Source organism: Staphylococcus sp. ACRSN, from assembly GCF_022346615.1.
Classification (GTDB): domain Bacteria; phylum Bacillota; class Bacilli; order Staphylococcales; family Staphylococcaceae; genus Staphylococcus.
Map to the genome: position 1 here is coordinate 123,355 of NZ_JAKRNS010000008.1, position 18,047 is coordinate 141,401.

At 32.8% G+C, this 18,047-nt stretch carries 19 protein-coding genes and 1 riboswitch; of the genes, 2 read left to right on the top strand and 17 right to left on the bottom strand.

Features of this window, described 5'->3' with window-relative positions; all coding sequences use genetic code 11:
* Positions 1-23: 23 nt before the first annotated feature.
* From MHZ36_RS09155 to sufC, 10 genes are all read right to left on the bottom strand, one after another.
* A complete protein-coding gene (locus MHZ36_RS09155; RefSeq protein WP_239231183.1) occupies positions 24-1,343 on the bottom strand; it encodes a bifunctional metallophosphatase/5'-nucleotidase in 1,320 nt (439 codons plus the stop codon).
* 22 nt (positions 1,344-1,365) lie between these two features.
* The gene (locus MHZ36_RS09160; RefSeq protein WP_239231184.1) at positions 1,366-2,190 is read right to left on the bottom strand and encodes a sulfite exporter TauE/SafE family protein; all 825 of its coding nucleotides are present in this window, start codon (positions 2,188-2,190) and stop codon (positions 1,366-1,368) included.
* A gap of 10 nt (positions 2,191-2,200) precedes the next feature.
* Positions 2,201-3,049, bottom strand: coding sequence for a DUF72 domain-containing protein (locus tag MHZ36_RS09165; protein ID WP_239231185.1), 849 nt, complete (start codon positions 3,047-3,049; stop codon positions 2,201-2,203).
* 282 nt (positions 3,050-3,331) lie between these two features.
* Positions 3,332-4,393, bottom strand: coding sequence for an NAD(P)H-dependent flavin oxidoreductase (locus MHZ36_RS09170; protein WP_239231186.1), 1,062 nt, complete (start codon positions 4,391-4,393; stop codon positions 3,332-3,334).
* Between the two features lie 46 nt (positions 4,394-4,439).
* Complete coding sequence (locus MHZ36_RS09175; protein ID WP_239231230.1) at positions 4,440-5,459, bottom strand: hemolysin family protein; 1,020 nt, start codon at positions 5,457-5,459, stop codon at positions 4,440-4,442.
* A gap of 255 nt (positions 5,460-5,714) precedes the next feature.
* Positions 5,715-7,112, bottom strand: a complete 1,398-nt coding sequence (gene sufB / locus MHZ36_RS09180) for a Fe-S cluster assembly protein SufB (RefSeq protein ID WP_239231187.1) — start codon at positions 7,110-7,112, stop codon at positions 5,715-5,717.
* Between the two features lie 159 nt (positions 7,113-7,271).
* A complete protein-coding gene (gene sufU / locus MHZ36_RS09185; RefSeq protein WP_239231188.1) occupies positions 7,272-7,718 on the bottom strand; it encodes a Fe-S cluster assembly sulfur transfer protein SufU in 447 nt (148 codons plus the stop codon).
* Positions 7,708-8,946 carry a cysteine desulfurase gene (locus tag MHZ36_RS09190; protein WP_239231231.1) on the bottom strand — a complete coding sequence of 413 codons (1,239 nt, stop codon included), beginning with the start codon at positions 8,944-8,946 and terminating at the stop codon, positions 7,708-7,710. The genes sufU and MHZ36_RS09190 overlap by 11 nt, the downstream gene beginning before the upstream one ends.
* A gap of 141 nt (positions 8,947-9,087) precedes the next feature.
* Entirely contained in the window at positions 9,088-10,395 is a 1,308-nt protein-coding gene (gene sufD, locus MHZ36_RS09195; RefSeq protein ID WP_239231189.1) for a Fe-S cluster assembly protein SufD, read from the bottom strand.
* Between the two features lie 98 nt (positions 10,396-10,493).
* Positions 10,494-11,255, bottom strand: coding sequence for a Fe-S cluster assembly ATPase SufC (gene sufC / locus MHZ36_RS09200; RefSeq protein ID WP_042739742.1), 762 nt, complete (start codon positions 11,253-11,255; stop codon positions 10,494-10,496).
* A 440-nt stretch (positions 11,256-11,695) separates the two neighbouring features.
* Here sufC and MHZ36_RS09205 point away from each other — a divergent pair, with 440 nt between their 5' ends.
* Positions 11,696-12,724 (top strand): hemolysin family protein, encoded by a 1,029-nt coding sequence (locus MHZ36_RS09205; protein ID WP_239231190.1) that lies wholly within the window; start codon positions 11,696-11,698, stop codon positions 12,722-12,724.
* 142 nt (positions 12,725-12,866) lie between these two features.
* Here MHZ36_RS09205 and MHZ36_RS09210 read toward each other — a convergent pair whose 3' ends face one another.
* The 7 genes from MHZ36_RS09210 to MHZ36_RS09240 all read right to left on the bottom strand — a co-directional run bounded on the left by MHZ36_RS09210 (position 12,867) and on the right by MHZ36_RS09240 (position 17,556).
* Entirely contained in the window at positions 12,867-13,679 is an 813-nt protein-coding gene (locus MHZ36_RS09210) for a MetQ/NlpA family ABC transporter substrate-binding protein (RefSeq protein WP_239231191.1), read from the bottom strand.
* A 23-nt stretch (positions 13,680-13,702) separates the two neighbouring features.
* Complete coding sequence (locus MHZ36_RS09215; RefSeq protein ID WP_239231192.1) at positions 13,703-14,398, bottom strand: methionine ABC transporter permease; 696 nt, start codon at positions 14,396-14,398, stop codon at positions 13,703-13,705.
* Positions 14,391-15,416: a methionine ABC transporter ATP-binding protein gene (locus MHZ36_RS09220; RefSeq protein ID WP_239231232.1), complete on the bottom strand. Its 1,026-nt coding sequence runs from the start codon at positions 15,414-15,416 to the stop codon at positions 14,391-14,393. The genes MHZ36_RS09215 and MHZ36_RS09220 overlap by 8 nt, the downstream gene beginning before the upstream one ends.
* An 84-nt stretch (positions 15,417-15,500) precedes the next feature.
* A riboswitch (SAM riboswitch) is annotated at positions 15,501-15,608 on the bottom strand.
* Between the two features lie 55 nt (positions 15,609-15,663).
* A complete protein-coding gene (locus MHZ36_RS09225; RefSeq protein ID WP_239231193.1) occupies positions 15,664-15,963 on the bottom strand; it encodes a thioredoxin family protein in 300 nt (99 codons plus the stop codon).
* Positions 15,960-16,352, bottom strand: a complete 393-nt coding sequence (locus MHZ36_RS09230; RefSeq protein ID WP_239231194.1) for a toprim domain-containing protein — start codon at positions 16,350-16,352, stop codon at positions 15,960-15,962. The genes MHZ36_RS09225 and MHZ36_RS09230 overlap by 4 nt, the downstream gene beginning before the upstream one ends.
* Before the next feature lie 297 nt (positions 16,353-16,649).
* Entirely contained in the window at positions 16,650-17,030 is a 381-nt protein-coding gene (gene gcvH, locus MHZ36_RS09235) for a glycine cleavage system protein GcvH (protein WP_239231195.1), read from the bottom strand.
* Positions 17,031-17,202: 172 nt separating this feature from the next.
* On the bottom strand, positions 17,203-17,556 hold the full coding sequence (locus tag MHZ36_RS09240) for an arsenate reductase family protein (RefSeq protein ID WP_239231196.1): 354 nt from the start codon (positions 17,554-17,556) through the stop codon (positions 17,203-17,205).
* A gap of 143 nt (positions 17,557-17,699) precedes the next feature.
* Here MHZ36_RS09240 and MHZ36_RS09245 point away from each other — a divergent pair, with 143 nt between their 5' ends.
* Positions 17,700-18,023 (top strand): thioredoxin family protein, encoded by a 324-nt coding sequence (locus MHZ36_RS09245; RefSeq protein ID WP_239231197.1) that lies wholly within the window; start codon positions 17,700-17,702, stop codon positions 18,021-18,023.
* Positions 18,024-18,047 lie beyond the last annotated feature (24 nt).

The window sequence follows — 18,047 nt, forward strand, 5'->3', positions numbered from 1 at the left end:
TTTAAATGTATATTGGACATCTTTTAATATTCTAGTAGTTTCTCTTTAAAAATATCTCGTAAAAACTCAGGCATTAAATATTCAATCGCATGTTCCTTTAATGTTGGGAAGTATCGACCAAATGTATACATATCTACAGTACCTAATATATACGTAGATTCATCATCTATTGCTTCACCATTTATAAAGTACTTAGATTCTGATTGAATTAGTCCAATATTATATAAAATATAGCCTCCAAATATGTCTCCTCTAAAACCTAATCCTTGCGCATGTTCATTAATATATTCTTGCTTTTGACTCTTGATGATAACTTGCTTTAATTCTTGACCGGTTAGCCTAATACGTACAAGATTAATCGGATGTGGTAGCATTTGATGAATATCATACTCAGTTACTTTATCAGCCTCTAAACCTTTTACTATTAAGCCTGCGTTAATTATCGTACAATCTGCATTGGTAAACTCAAACACACTTTCAGCTAATAAGTATGCTGACCGCGTAATAACATCTGTTCTTCTCGGTAGCTTGACTGGATGATTGACAACAGGGTCACTTAATAACAAGCGCCCTTCTTCTTCAAAATTCGTATCAACTTCCGGTAGTTGAGTCACTGGATATAATGTTGCTTGTTTAGTTACAACTTTTTTATCTTGAATATCTAATGTTACCTCACCGAGATAATAACCATATTTACCTGCTGCTGCCATCAACACACCATTATTCATCTCTCCATTTAAAAAGAAATGATGTGTATGACTACCTAAAATTAAATCAATCTCCGGTATTTCTTGGCATAATTTCTCATCAAAAAACACGCCAACGTGACTCATAATTATAAGTATATCATAGGCACCTTCATTTGCACTGATTTCATCTTTGATTGCTTCAATTGGATCAGTTACAACCCAATCTAACGCACGATAAAATGGGGTGAATTGTGCAGTTGCTGCAACAAATAATATACGCACACCTTCTATTTCTTTAATATAAGATGACTTAATCTTGTTAGGCAAATGACCTTCTTCATCGAAAACATTTGCACAAGTTACTGGAAAATCAGCATTATTATATAAATGATTTAACGCGTCATGTGAAATTGTCATGCCTTCATTATTACCAATAGTAGCTAAATCACAATGTGCGTGATTTAATAGTTCAATATTTTTTGTTCCCATTGTAGCTTCAGTAACAGGTGCAGACAAATCAACATGATCACCAATATCTAGATAGAGTGAGGGATGATTTAATTTAGGTCTTTCTTCATTCAAATAAGCTGAAATTCTAGCGTATTCTTGAAGGTGACTATGTATATCATTTGTATGATAAATTGTTAACTGCATTGGTTAATTCCCTCCTCAAATTTTATAAAAACGATTTAATTATTAAATATATACCCATTATTAACATAACTGTACGCAATAATGTCACAACTGTATCCGATTTTATTGAGTGGTTAATTCTAACACCAAGTTTAGCGCCAAAGTAACTAGAAATAATTAATACAATGGAATATATCCAAGCAACGTGTCCTAATGCGATATGCCCTGCTGAACTCATTACACTAGAAAAGAAAATCATCATCATACTTGTACCCACAGCAACATGGGGTGGAAATCTAAATACAATCAACATTAATGGTGTCATCAATGCACCACCACCGATTCCAAATAGCCCCGTTAGTACACCAATTAATAATGTTGCAATAAATGCAACGAAAGGTGGCACACTGTAATGATAAGTTTTACCAGTTCCATCAACATAAGTCTTTTGATATTTCGGTTTATTAAATATTTTTAATGGTTTAATTTTATTTCGAATCATTAACAAAATAGATACAAAGATTAAAAATATACCAAAATACAAATTAAATGATTCTAATGTTAAATAGCGACTTAAAATTGAACCAATTAATGAGCCAGGTAATAAGCCAAATAAAAATATAGATCCATTTTTCACATCAACCTGCTTCGTTTTTAGATATCCTAGCGTAGAAGATAATCCAGTTACAATCAGAATAACAGAAGAAGTTCCGATTGCAATTTGCGGTGTTATACCATGAAGTATGTCATTATCTACACCGAGATAAACCAGTGTAGGAACAATGATAATACCGCCACCGATTCCTACAAGCGAACCTAAAATGGCTGATAATGCACCAATTAAAACCAATAATATAATTGTTAACATCCAATCTCTCCTAAAATAATTTTAACTGTTTTGGTGCTAATCCTTGATAATCAATACCAAGCATTTGTTGATACGTTTTTGCGTTTTTTGCAGCATGCCCTCCCGAATTGTTATTGAAAACGACATATACCTTTTTAGCTTTATGTTCTAGAATCTTTACTTTATTTACTAAATCCATTAATTCTCTATCATTATAATCATATAAATACCTAACATCTCTCCATGCTTCATCTGTCATATCTTTTTTCGTCCAACCATTTGTATTACGTCCATGGTAACGTACAAATGCTATTTCATTAGTAATCCTATTAACTAACGGAATAGAACCTTGTCCTACTTGTGGTTCATCGCAAACTGCATGTATGATTTGATGAGCTGTTAAAAACCTTAAGGTTTCTTCTTTATATGTCTCGTTAAACCAAGACTGATGTCTGAATTCTACACACATTGGAAAAGCTTTAAGTTGTTCTCTAACATAACGTATGTACGCAATATTCTTTGCAGTACAATCAAACCATGGTGGAAATTGGACCAAAACCATCGCTAATTTTCCTACGGCTTGCAATGGTTCAATCATAGCCGTAAACTGTTCGAATAATTCTTGTCTTGTTTCAGTAAACTCATGATAATCAGCATGAAGTGTCAATGCTTGATGAATTTTAACAATAAATTCAAATCGTTTTGGCGTTTCTCTAATCCACTTATTAATATTTCTTTCGGGTTGAATAGCGTAATAGGAAGCATCTAATTCGACTATAGGAAAATGACTTGCATATGTAATTAATTTATCTGATTTTCTTTGCAAATCTTCATATAGTGAATCATGATCTCCCCATCCTGTTAAACCTATATTTATCATAATATCACCACATTAATGATACCATAACTGAATTCATGTATTCACTCGATAAATTCTAAACAAAATAAACTTTATACTATAGATTTCATATCAATTGTCGATAGTTCAAACCAAAAAAGAGCAACACACCATAGTTTAGGTTCTCTCTACCATTCTAAACATTTCATACGAAGTTTAAAGCTTTTGATTAAATAATAATATTAACTCTAAAAACATAACTCGTATTATAGTGTATTGCTCTATCAAATAATGTTTTCATTTTACAACATCTAATCATTTGTCTTAAATTAACGCTTTAGTCTGATTAATAATTTGTTGCATTAATGTCGCTGCTGAAATACTTTGTGCCAAACGTGGTGACTGTCCACTCCATAGATGCGTCCATTTCGTATCACCATTTTTCGCAGATGCTTTGCGAATAGAATTAGTAAGCTGATTTTGAATTGGATAATCAGGTATATCATCATCATACCTGTTCATATTATGAATAAAATCATTATCAATTCCACGTGCAGGCTTACCGCTAAACACTTTGGTAACTACCGTATCAGTTTCTTTACTATCCTGAATTGCACTTTTATAAAGTTTTGAAGCTCCACTTTCCTCAGTTGTTAAAAACGCAGTACCCAATTGTGCTCCTTTTGCACCTAGGACCATACTTGCAATCAAACCTCGAGCATCCATAATGCCTCCCGCTGCAATTACTGGTATATCAACTGCGTCTACAACTTGAGGTACTAATGACATTGTACCAACTAATGGCACTTGAGAACCCGTGACGTATGTAAACGAACCTCTGTGCCCACCTGCTTCACTTCCTTGTGCTATTATCAGATCCATACCAGCTTGCTCATTTGCAATCGCTTCTTCAACTGAAGTTGCAGTACCAATCAAAGTGACACCGTTCGCTTTCAATTTATCTATCGCTTTATAATTTGGTATACCGAATGTAAAAGAAACGATTGCTATTTGCTTTTCAATTAACAAATCAATCGCAGCATTAAATTGTGCTTCTTCACTTATATTTACGGTCGGCTCTTCCAAATTTAAGGCCCTACGATACGGTCTTAACCACGCATTCATTTTTTCAACTTTTTCAGGTAAATAAAGCTTATCACTCGGAACAAATAAATTAACTGCAAATGATAAATCTGTCAATTCTTCGACTAAAGTTATTTCTTGATCTAATTTTTCTGTTGTAAAGTAACCAGCACCAATCGTACCTAAACCACCAGAATTACTTACCGTTGCCACTAATTCTGGTGTCGTACTTCCAGCCATTCCCGCTTGAATAATTGGATAACGTATACCCAACGTTTTCGTAACATCATTTGTTAAATCCATTCAAAGCACCCCTTTAAAATGTTTCCACATTATAATATAAAAACCATTATGACTTATAAAATGATTTAAGTTGTTGTTGTACTTTTTCTCTTTCCTCTTCATCCATTTCATCTTCGATATCCATACCCAACATTTCTTCTATTAAGTCTTCATGTGAAACTATTGCATCTGTCCCACCATATTCATCTAACACAATGGCTAAATGCTTTCGAGAAACTGTCATTTTCCTTAATACCCATTCCGCTCTGTTATGTTCATTTACAAATAAAGGTTCTGAAATGTAATTAGAAATATCATCTGTTGTCTTTCTACTCCATGCTAGCAAATATTTAGAATGGAATACACCAATGATATGATCAATATCTTCGTCATAAACAGGATAACGCGTATAAGGTTTAGATACTACAGTCTCATATGCATCATAATAGGAAATATCTGAAGGGAAAGCTGTTACGTTAATACGCGGTGTTGTAGCGATATCTGTAATTTTAAGTTTTTCAAAGTTCATTACACCTTGAATACGATTTTTTTCAATTTCATTAAAAGCACCCTGGCTTTCAGCTATCGTCACAATCTGTCTAATTTCTTCTTTAGAAAAACGTTGTTCTTCTTGATTACTGTTTGGAAGGATATGTTTAATCCATGTTGTTAGCTTATTTAGAATGATAATACAAGGTTTAATAATAAATATAAATCCAAGCAAAATTGGATAAATCCAATTCGTTGTTTTTTCTGGATATGCCTCTGCAAAAGCTCTGGGAATGATTTCACATATTATAATAACCCCTATAATTGTTATAATTATAGCCAAAAACATATTGAGACCACGATTTTCCGACCATAGCGTAATAAGTGCTATTAAGATAATATTAGTAATATTCTTTCCGATGACAATAGATGTAAGATAGTCACTCGGTTTATTTAAAAATTCATAAATTTTCTTTGCTTTACTTTCCCCTTGCTCAGCTTTTGTTTGTAATCTCATCCTGTTCACTGCAGATAAAGCTGTTTCACTGTTTGAAAAGAAGAAGGACGCAAACAAAAGTATGATTATAGCAACAATCATCATTGAATTTCCCCTTTTGGTTTCAAAAAATATATTCATGTTTAAACATTTATTCCCAACAAATGACTTTTATAAACGGATGTCTCATTGCCCTTTTCAATCACTTTTAACTATAAATAAATATCCAATTTTCAAGTTTACTCATAAAAAAAGCACGGTCTAATACAATCTTTGACAACATTTTAAAAATGGTATCAAAATCGTATTGACCGTGCTTTAAATTATATTATATTAATTCAATGACAAGACTTTATCTTATCCAATTGAACCTTCCATTTCGAACTTGATTAGACGGTTCATTTCAACTGCGTATTCCATTGGAAGCTCTTTTGTAAATGGTTCTATGAAGCCCATTACAATCATTTCTGTAGCTTCTTCTTCTGAAATACCTCTACTCATTAGGTAGAATAATTGTTCTTCAGAAACTTTAGAAACTTTTGCTTCGTGTTCTAATGAAATATTATCGTTAAATACTTCATTATATGGAATTGTATCAGATGTTGATTCATTATCTAAGATTAATGTGTCACATTCGATATTTGAACGTGCACCTTTAGCTTTACGACCAAAGTGAACAATACCTCTGTAAACAACTTTACCGCCATCTTTTGAGATGGATTTAGAAACAATTGTAGATGAAGTATTAGGCGCTTTGTGAATCATTTTCGCACCGGCATCTTGAACTTGTCCTTTACCAGCGAATGCGATAGATAACGTACTACCTTTTGCACCTTCACCCATCAATACACAGTTTGGATATTTCATAGTTAACTTAGAACCTAAGTTACCATCTACCCATTCCATATTTCCGTTTTCATAAACTAGTGTACGTTTAGTAACTAGGTTATAAACATTGTTTGCCCAGTTTTGGATTGTAGTATAACGAACATGCGCATCTTTGTGAACAATGATTTCTACAACTGCTGAGTGTAATGAACTCGTTGTATATACAGGTGCAGTACAACCTTCAACATAGTTTACTGAAGCACCTTCATCCGCAATGATTAAAGTACGTTCAAATTGTCCCATATTTTCAGAATTAATACGGAAATAAGCTTGTAACGGTGTATCCAATTTAATATTTTTTGGTACATAAATAAATGATCCACCAGACCATACAGCAGAGTTTAATGCAGAGAATTTATTATCTGCAGCAGGTACAACTGTTGAGAAATATTGTCTAAATAATTCTTCATTTTCTCTTAATGCACTGTCAGTATCTTTGAAAATAATTCCTTTATCTTCAAGTTCTTTTTCCATATTGTGGTAAACAACTTCTGATTCATATTGTGCAGATACACCAGCTAAATACTTTTGTTCTGCTTCAGGAATACCTAATTTATCAAACGTACGTTTAATTTCTTCAGGTACTTCATCCCAAGAACGCTCAGTATTTTCTGATGGCTTAACATAGTAAGTGATATCATCAAAGTCTAATTCTGATAAATCTCCACCCCACTGTGGCATTGGCATCTTATAGAATTGTTTCAATGATTTCAATCTGTAATTAAGCATCCATTCTGGTTCATCTTTCATATTTGAGATTTCTCGAACGATATTTTCTGTTAATCCTCGTTCTGATCTAAAAATGGAAACATCTTCGTCATGGAAACCATATTGATAATCTCCAACATCAGGTGCTTTTTTAGCCATTTCAATCACTCCTTTTATATATTTAAAACGACTTCTATTGCAAGCGCTTCTTTGTTCAATCCATTTATTACTATTTTAACTGTTAAAAGTTTAATTTTGAATCTTGTTGTACTTATAGTGTGAATGGAAAATTACACAATGTCAATGTGTAGTGTTTACTTATTCTTCATTACCTTCTTTTTCAATTGTACCTTTTTCTAATGCTTTCCAAGCTAATGTGGCACATTTGATTCTTGCTGGGAATTGAGACACGCCTTGCAACGCTTCAATGTCTCCCATATCTTCTGTAATTTCATAGTCTTCACCAAGCATCATCTTTGTGAATTCTTGACTCATCTTCATTGCTTCAGCCAATGAATGACCTTTAACAGCTTCAGTCATCATCGAAGCACTAGACATTGAAATCGAACAACCTTCACCATCGAATTTAGCATCTTTAATAAAGCCATCTTCAATATCAAACGTCAAATGAATACGGTCACCACACGTAGGATTATTCATATCTACCGTCATTGAACCATTATCTAGTTTCCCTTTATTTCTAGGACTTTTATAATGATCCATTATTACTGAACGATACAATTGATTTAAATTATTAAAATTCATACGAGAAAAACTCCTTCGTCTGTTTCAAAGCTTCAACCATTTGATCAACGTCTTCTTTCGTATTATAAATATAGAAACTCGCACGGGCAGTTGACGATTGATTCAACCATTTCATTAATGGTTGCGCACAATGATGTCCTGCTCTTACTGCAACACCTTCCGTATCTACTGCTGTAGCAACATCATGTGCATGTACATCACGCATATTAAACGTAATCACGCCGGCACGACGTTCTTTGGGAGGTCCGTAAATTTCAATATTATCTACTTCTAGCATTCTGTCGTATGCATATTGCGTCAACATTGTTTCATGTTGATGAATTGCCTCAAAACCTATACTTTCGATATAACGAATTGCTTCAGCTAATCCAATTGCTTGAGCTATTAATGGTGTACCTGCTTCAAATTTTGTTGGTAAATCCGCCCAAGAAGCATCATATTTACTAACGAAATCAATCATGTCACCGCCAAATTCAGTAGGCTCCATGTTGTTTAATAATTTTCTTTTGCCATACAGTACACCTATACCTGTAGGACCAAGCATCTTATGACCACTAAAGCTATAGAAATCAACATCTAAGTCTTGCATATCTAAATTCATATGCGGTGCCGCTTGTGCACCATCTACACTAATAATTGCACCATGTGCATGTGCTACTTCAGTGATTGCTTTAATATCATTAATCGTACCAAGAACATTAGAAATATGAGCAATTGCTACAATTTTAGTATTGTCATTAATTGTAGCTTTAACATCTTCAATGTTTAATTCACCAGTTTCTGTCATTGGTATAAATTTTAACGAAGCATTTTTACGTTTAGCCAACTGTTGCCATGGTACGATGTTTGCATGGTGTTCCATTTCTGTAACAACGATTTCATCGCCTTCAGAAACATTGGCATCTCCGTAACTATGCGCTACCAAGTTAATACTTGCAGTTGTACCTCTTGTAAAAATAATTTCCTCAAAATATTTTGCATTAATGAAATTTCTAACTGTTTCGCGTGCATTTTCATATCCATCAGTTGCTAATGAACCTAGTGTATGAACACCACGATGTACATTCGAATTATAACGCTTATAGTAATCATCTATCGCTTCAATGACTTGAATTGGCGTTTGGCTCGTTGCTGTAGAATCTAAGTAGGCCAATCGTTTACCATTTACTTGTTGGTCAAGAATTGGAAAGTCTTTTATAATTTCATTCACATTTAATAATTCGGTCAAATTACCCACAGACCTTTCTCTATTAAGAATCTATAATTAGACCTTAGTTAAAGTTTCAACGTGATGAGTGTTGTACACTCAACACTTGTTTTCACTTTAATTACTATTGTCCAAACTTTTCAAAGATTTCATAACAATTTATTATTTGTTTACTTTTAATTCAATAACTTCACGTAATTGACGTTTAACATCTTCGATAGGTAATTCACGTACTACAGGGTCTAAGAAACCGTGAATTACTAAACGTTCAGCTTCTTCTTTTGAAATACCACGGCTCATTAAGTAGTAAAGTTGTTCAGGATCAACTCTACCAACAGATGCTGCGTGACCTGCTTCTACATCATCTTCATCAATTAATAGAATAGGATTTGCATCACCGCGTGCATTTTCTGAAAGCATTAATACACGTGACTCTTGGTTAGCAATAGATCTTGTTCCACCATGTTTGATATAGCCAATACCATTAAATACAGTAGAAGCATTTTCTTTCATAACACCATGTTTTAAGATATAACCATTTGTGTCCTGACCATATTGAACAATTTTAGAAGTTAAGTTTATTTTTTGATCTCCTGTACCAACAACTACTGATTTTAAGGCACTTTCAGAACGGTCACCAATTAAATTCGTTGAATTATCTATAATTTGGCTACCTTCATTCATCAAACCTAGTGCCCAATTAATTGTCGCATCTTCAGCAGTGATACCACGGCGAATAATGTGACCAGTGAATCCCTTGTCTAAATAATCAACAGAACCGTAAGTAATTGTTGAATTTGTTCCAGCATTCACTTCAGATATAATGTTGATTTGATTGCCTTCACCACTTGCAGTAGATAAATAGTTCTCTACGTAAGTTACTTCAGCACTTTCTTCAGTCGCAATAATTACATGGTTGTAAAGACTTGTATTGTCGTCATCATGTAATACAACGTATTGAATTGGATTGTCTACTACAACATTTTTCGGTACATATACAAATATACCACCGTTGATTAATGCAGTATGCAATGCAGTTAATCTGTGTTCATCCAAAGCAACTGTTTCTGTCATTAAATATTGTTTAACAAGTTCTGGATGATTGATTAATGCTTCTGATAAACCTTCAACAATCACACCATCTTTTGTAGCTGAATCAGATACTTTTGAAAAAGCTAACGTGTTGTTATGTTGAATAATTAAATTATCAGAGTTTTCTACATCGATAATTTCTTTAACAGCTTCTGGTAGTTCCTCTAATGATTGGAATACATTACCAGTAGTTTCATGTTGTTTAAATGAGTCGAAGTCCCATCTATTTATTTTAGTTTTATCTGGTTTTGGCATTTCTAAAGTTTCAGTTAATTTCAACGCTTCTTTACGTAATTCTGTCATCCAAGCTGGTTCATTATGGGCTTGTGAATACTCAACAAGTTGCGCTTCAGAAATGTTTAAAGTTTCAGTCGTCATACATTTTTCCTCCCATTTGATGATCGTATGATTTATATCTTTAGACAACAATAATTGCCTCAAATCTTCATCTTATTTATGTTGCAAAAAGTTCAGATTTATTCTGTAGCACCGTACTCTTCTTTAACCCATTCATAGCCTTCTTCTTCAAGACGTTTCGCTAATTCTGGCCCGCCTGAAGTTACAACTTTACCACCGAACATAACGTGCACGTGATCAGGTGTGATGTAGTTTAATAGACGTTGATAGTGAGTGATAATTAATGAACCAAACTCATCTCCACGCATTTGGTTTATACCTTTCGATACAACTTTAAGCGCATCGATATCTAAACCTGAATCAATTTCATCTAAGATAGCAAATTTAGGTTCTAACATCATTAATTGTAGGATTTCATTACGTTTTTTCTCCCCACCAGAGAAACCTTCATTAAGATAACGTTGTGCCATATCTTGGTCGATATCTAAGAAATCCATTTCTTTATCTAATTTCTTGATGAATTGCATTAAGTTGATTTCTTCGCCTTCTTCACGTTTAGCATTAATTGCTGAACGCATGAAATCTGCATTTGTCACACCAGTGATTTCAGATGGATATTGCATAGCTAGGAATAATCCAGCTTTCGCACGCTCGTCAACTTCTAATTCTAAAATATTAACGCCGTCTAATAATACTTCACCTTGAGTTACTTCATAGCTTGGGTGACCCATAATAGCTGATGATAACGTTGATTTACCAGTACCATTTGGTCCCATAATCGCATGTATTTCACCAGTGTTGATTGTTAAGTTAACACCTTTTAAAATCTCTTTATCTTCAATAGACACATGTAGGTCTTTAATTTCTAATGTAGATGGCATACATATTCCCTCCGTAATATATGATATGTTTTTCCTTACTAGTTTATAATAATTTTAATCTACAGTCAAAAGACTAAAATCATATTACAACTAATAATTATAACGTAGTTACATTCGAATATAAACCTTTTCAAGCGCTAAATTAAAATAGTTCTTAAAACACAATGATTTTTGATAATGATACTAAGCATTGATTAACTGATAAAATATGAAGTAATGTTCTCAATACTATTTTTTATTCATATATCGATTAAATATGCTGCTAGCATAGAAGATTCATTCAAGCTTTCAAGTATATCTTTTACTTTTTATATGGTTTATGATGTGTATTTTAACTATAAAATTCAATCTTTACATTCGACATTTGATTTTTGATTATTTATAATAATGATTCAATCAATTTGATTGAACTTGATCATTTAGGAGGAATTAATTCTTTATTGGGAACCTTATTTAGTTTATTGACTTTTATTATTTTACTAGTATTAACTGCATTTTTTGTGGCAACAGAATTCGCTATCGTGAAAGTGAGAACTTCACGCATTAACACCCTTGCTCAACAAAACAACAAGCGCGCACTTGCAGCGCAAAAAGTTGTTTCTAATCTCGATGAATATTTAGCTGCCTGTCAGCTAGGTATAACCATAACAGCGCTCGGAATTGGTATGGTCGGAGAATCGACATTTGAATTTATACTGCATCCTTTATTTAGTAGTATAGGTCTTTCAGATACATTGATTCACGTCTTCACACTTATAGGTGCTTTTGTCATTGCAACCTATTTACATGTTGCTATTGGTGAGATGGCACCAAAAACAATTGCCATTCAAAAGGCCGAACAGATAACATTGATCATCGCTAAACCTATCATCTTGTTTTCTAAATTATTTTATCCATTTATATTTATACTTAATGGTTCAGCGACATTGATACTAAAATTGTTTGGTATGACACCTGCAAAGGAAAGTGAAATTTATCATTCAGAAGAAGAAATCAAATTACTTTTGAAAGAGAGTCATGCTGGTGGAGAAATTTCGCAAAATGAGTTAACGCATATTAATAGAGCATTTGCTTTTGACGAAATGAAAATTCAAGATGGTTTTGTTGCTATCAATGATGTAGCACTAATTAATGTAGAAGATAGTTATAATGAAACAAAGTCTTATATTAGCAATGCACATTACACTAGATTCCCTGTGTATAAAGGACAAAAAAGTAATATTATAGGCTATATTCATGCTAAAGATTTATTAAAGGATAATATTACTTCACTTGAAACAATTACAAACTCAATACTTAAATTAAAACCGGAAACTAAGGCCCACCTTGCTTTAGAACAAATGAAAGCACATCAAATTCATATTGCGTTAATCGAAGATGATAATCAACAGCCACTTGGTATCGTAACTATGGAAAACATCTTAGAAAAAATCGTCGGCGATATTAAAGACGAACACGATCGTGTTTAATTAATTATTTAAGTAATTGAATATTATTTTTAAGGAGCAAACATCTCATTTTTTGAGTGTTTGCTCTTTTTGTATTTATGTACTTATACATTCAAAAACCCCCTCTGACTATTACAGTTAGAGGGGGTAACTACATATGATGTTATTTTGCTGGTACTACGGCACCATCATATTTTTTATTAATGTAATCTTTGATTTCTTTAGAATGTAATACATCCATTAAAGCTTTGATTTTCTTATCATCTTTATGTCCGTCTTTAACTGCAATCAAGTTAGCATATGGATTATTCTTAGCTTTCTCAACGACAATTGAATCTTTTTGTGGACTTAGTTTTTGATCGATAGCAAAGTTTGAATTAATAATTACAGCATCAGCTTTTTGGTTTTGATAAATTTTAGGTAAATATTCTGCTGACTGTTTATTGTTAAATTTGATATCTTTTTTATTTTCTGCGATGTCTTTGAAAGTAGCGTCTTCAGGTTTCACACCTTTTTTAAGTTTAATTAAACCTTCATCTACGAAGAATTTTAAGAATCTACCTTCTTCAGCAGGGTTGTTTGAAACGTAAACTGTGGCACCTTTTGGTAAATCTTTTAAGCTTTTATATTTTTTAGAATATACAGCCATTGGTTCAAGGTGTACATTACCAGCTGACTCGATTTTGTATCCTTTATCCTTTTTATCTGTTTTTAAATATGGTGTATGTTGGAAAAAGTTAGCATCCAATTCACCTTTATTTAACAATTTATTTGGCGTTGTATAATCATTAATTGTTTTTATTTTCAAGTTATAACCTTTGTCTTCAAGTAACGGTTTAGCCTTTTCTAATATCTCTGCATGTGGTGCTGGAGATGCGCCGACTGTAATCGTCTTATCTTTTCCGCCACCATTACCACAAGCTGCTAAAACTAGTGCAAGAACTAAAACCGAAGCTAAACTAAATATTTTTTTCATATCGTTAAGTCTCCTTATTAATTTTATCTCTTATCAATCTTATTTGTAGCCCAATCACCAATATATTGGATGATGAAGACAATAATAAGTATTAAAATAGTTGAAACTAAAATGACATCATTTTGATTTCGTGTAAAACCTGTCAAATATGCTAAGTTACCCAAACCGCCTGCACCAATAACACCGGCAATTGCTGTTGAACCGACTAATGCAATAGCAGTAACTGTAATACCTGATATTAGCGCTGGCATTGCTTCTGGAATCAACACTTTTTTCACTACAGTCCAAGTGTTTGCTCCCATAGACCATGCTGCTTCAATTACACCTTTATCAATTTCTTTAAATGCAATTTCTACTAATCTAGCATAGAACGGTGCTGCACCAATGATTAATGCTGGCAATGCACCTGTTGGACCACTAATTGTACCTAACACTAAACTTGTAAACGGAATTAATAATAGTATCAAGATGATAAATGGTATCGCTCTGAATAAGTTAACAATGAACGACACAATATTATAAAATACTTTAGCTACTTTTGATTCACTTTTAGCAGATAAGAATAGTAGTACACCTAAGATTAATCCAAAAACAAATGCAAATATTGTCGAAACAATCGTCATGTACAATGTCTCGTATGTTGCAATCCAAACCTCACTCCACTGAACATTTGGCATTGTAATCATTTCTTGGAGTATGTCACTAAAAGAATTACCCATGCTTTAACACCTCCAACGAAACATGTTGCGCTTCTAAATCATTTTTAAACTTTTCAAACTTTTCTGAATCTAATTCCGGTAAATGTAATACTAAGAAACCTAGAGAACCATCTTTTGAATGTTTAATATTGGCTTCCAAAATATTTACATCAATATCATGTGTTTTTGTAATATAGGAAATTAATGGTTCAGTCGTATTATTTCCTGTGAAGTTTAAACGTACGATATAAGACTTATCATCAATATGTACTAAATCAGTAATTGATTCATCAAAATCATCATTTAAATCATCTTTGACAAATCGTTTTGTCACGGCGTGTTGAGGATTTTCAAATACGCTTGTTACCGCACCTTGTTCAATGACACGGCCACTTTCCATTACTGCAACCTCATCACATATGCGTCGAATCACTTGCATTTCATGAGTAATAATAACAATTGTTAAATTACGTTGTTCTTTGATTTTTAATAATAAATCTAGAATCTCATCTGTAGTCTGTGGATCAAGTGCACTGGTCGCTTCATCACATAATAAAACATGTGGTTCGTTAGCTAACGCACGCGCTATTCCAACACGTTGCTTTTGACCACCAGATAATTCTGAAGGATAAGCATCTTCTCTACCTTTCAATCCAACCAATTCCACAAGTTCTAGTGCACGTTGCTTCGCTTCTGATTTAGAAACACCAGCAATTTCTAGTGGAAATGTAATATTATTTAAAACTGTCCTTGACCATAGTAAGTTAAAATGTTGAAATATCATGCTCACTTTTTGACGTTTTTTTCTCAATTCTGATTTTGATAAATTCCCAATGGTATCGCCATCAATAATAACGTCTCCTGAAGTAGGCTGTTCGAGATTATTCAAGAGCCTAATTAAAGTACTCTTTCCTGCACCAGAAAAACCAACTACTCCAAAGATTGAGCCTGATTGTATGCTTAAATCAACATGATCTACTGCAAGTACGTCTTGTTTCTTAGTTTTGTACCTTTTCACTATTTGATTTAACTCAATCATCATAGTTGCCTCCTTGTATTGCTCTATCAATTAAAAAATGCTTTCCCTATGTTCACCGAAGAATAGAGAAAGCATTTGCCGCTTCTCTCATCTCCAAAAGTCAAAAATGACTTTTTGTGAATTGGCACCATTTCTGTTACAGACGGTTGCCGGGCTTCGTAGGGCACATCCCTCCACCTCTCATGATAAGAGTATCATTTATTTAATTATCAATAATCCTACCATTGCACTAAAGTTTCGTCAATGACTATTTTAAATTTTCTAACAAATAAGGAACTGACTGAAAAGCATAAATACGCTTTATTTCTTTACCTTTAGACATTACTAATAGGACTGGTACAGACTGAATCTCATGTTCCTGACTATATTCAGGATGGAAATTTAAATCTACTTTTATTATTGGCAATTGTAAGATATCGTTTGCTATATCTAACATGCGTTCAGATATTTTACATGTCCCACAAGTGGGTGTATAACCAAAGATTAATGCTTTTTCTTTATCATCGTGTTCATGTACATCAACACGACTTTCTTTTGTTACATTCATGTTAATAAACTTACCCTTTCAGCTATATAATCTATTTGTGCCTTCGCTACAATTTCTTCATCTTTAACTTGAAATCCATGTTTTTCTAATACTCTAGAAAGATATGGTTTTGGACATCTTGCCACTTCACAATATTGTTTATCTATTCTAATATGATGACTTTCACTTAAATAACGTTTAAACCATTTACGGATTTTTTCACCTTCTTTATCTGAATCAACAAGTATATGAACTTGTTTACCGTATAATGATTCAATCATGGCATCTAATTTATCAACGCCCATTGTACCATTCGTACAAATAATTTCAATCGGTTGATCAATAACTTGCTTTACCTTCTTCTTGTCGGATTTTCCTTCGACAATGATTACTTGGTTTAGTATCGTCATGATATCCACCTCTAAAAAGTTGATAGTTATTCTCTTCTATTAAGTTCTTCACATTAGTTCACAATCATAAACATTATTTACACTTTTCTAATTTAAGCTTATTATTCATTCACTTATTTTTCCTGATTAACTCATATTAGAAGTTTACTTAAAACATTGTTACCTATTGTTGTATATCAATTTTAAATATGATAAACGTTTATTTAAACATTAATGTTTACCTATTGTGCTTTGCAATCTGTTTACATATATAATAAAAACTCCCAGATACATGCGATCAAGGAGTTTAAATCATTATTATTCACCAATCATTTCAGAATATTGTTCTGCTGATAATAAATCTTCTAATTGGCTTTCATCACTTAATTCAATTTTAATCATCCAAGCTTTTTCATATGGAGATTCATTTACAAACTCAGGGCTATCTTCTAACTCTTCATTAGAGCTCAGTACTTTACCAGTTAATGGTGCATATAATTCAGAAACAGTTTTTACAGATTCAACACTTCCAAAAGTATCACCTTCATTGATTTCATCATCAACCTCAGGTAATTCTACGAATACGATGTCTCCTAATTCGTTTTGAGCATATTCTGTAATGCCAATAACTGCTGTATTTCCTTCAATTTTTACCCATTCATGTTCTTTAGAATATTTTAATTCGTTTGGTACTGCCACGAGTATCCCCTCCTAAATGTTATTACATAATTATGATGCCATATGTACGGTATAAGGGCAACTATAAAGTGGGATAAGATTGCACCTTGAACCGTTTTTCCAACATATTTGTAAAACGTTTTCATTTTTTATAAAATACTTGTACTTTCAAAATCCCACTCACTTCTATAAATTATAGCCAGACTTGTTTATACTCTTCTTCTTTAAATCCAACCGTTACTTTATCGCCTGAAACAGCAAGAGGTCTTTTTACTAACATTCCATTCGCCGCAAGTAAATCTAATTTTTCGTCATCAGTTAAGTCATTCAATTTATCCTTAAGGTTTAACTCTCTATACTTTGCGCCATGTGTATTAAAGAGTTTGTTAATTTCGATATCTGTACCTACTAAAATCTCTTTGAACTCACTTTTAGTAGGTGTATGTTGCACAATATCAATAGGTTCAAAGCTAACTCCGTAATCTTTTAAAAATTTTGCAGCTTTTTTGCATGTTGTACAATTAGGATACTGGTAAAATTTTATCATTATTCTGTACCTCCTATATCTAGTTATCACTAATATATCAAATTTATTAAGAAAACGCTCTAATTATTAAGCTGATTTTTTTTATTAGAATTATAATTTCGCTATAATAGTATTACTAATATATCTAAAAAGGAGAAATATTTATGCAACCAATTAGTACTACAGATAAATTTAATGACACAATCCAAAGCGACCAACCCGTTATCGTGAAATTTGAAGCAGGTTGGTGCCCAGACTGTAAAGCTATGGATATGTGGATTGATCCTATTACTGAAAAATATAATGACTATCAATGGTTTACTGTTAATAGAGATGAATTAGAAGACGTTGCTGCTGATAATGAAGTTATGGGAATTCCAAGTTTATTAGTATTCAAAAATGGCGAAAAACTTGCTCATCTACATTCAGCAAATGCTAAATCACCTGAACAAGTTGAAAACTTCTTAGCAGACACTTTTAACAAGTAAATTATAGAAGTATCAATTTTATGT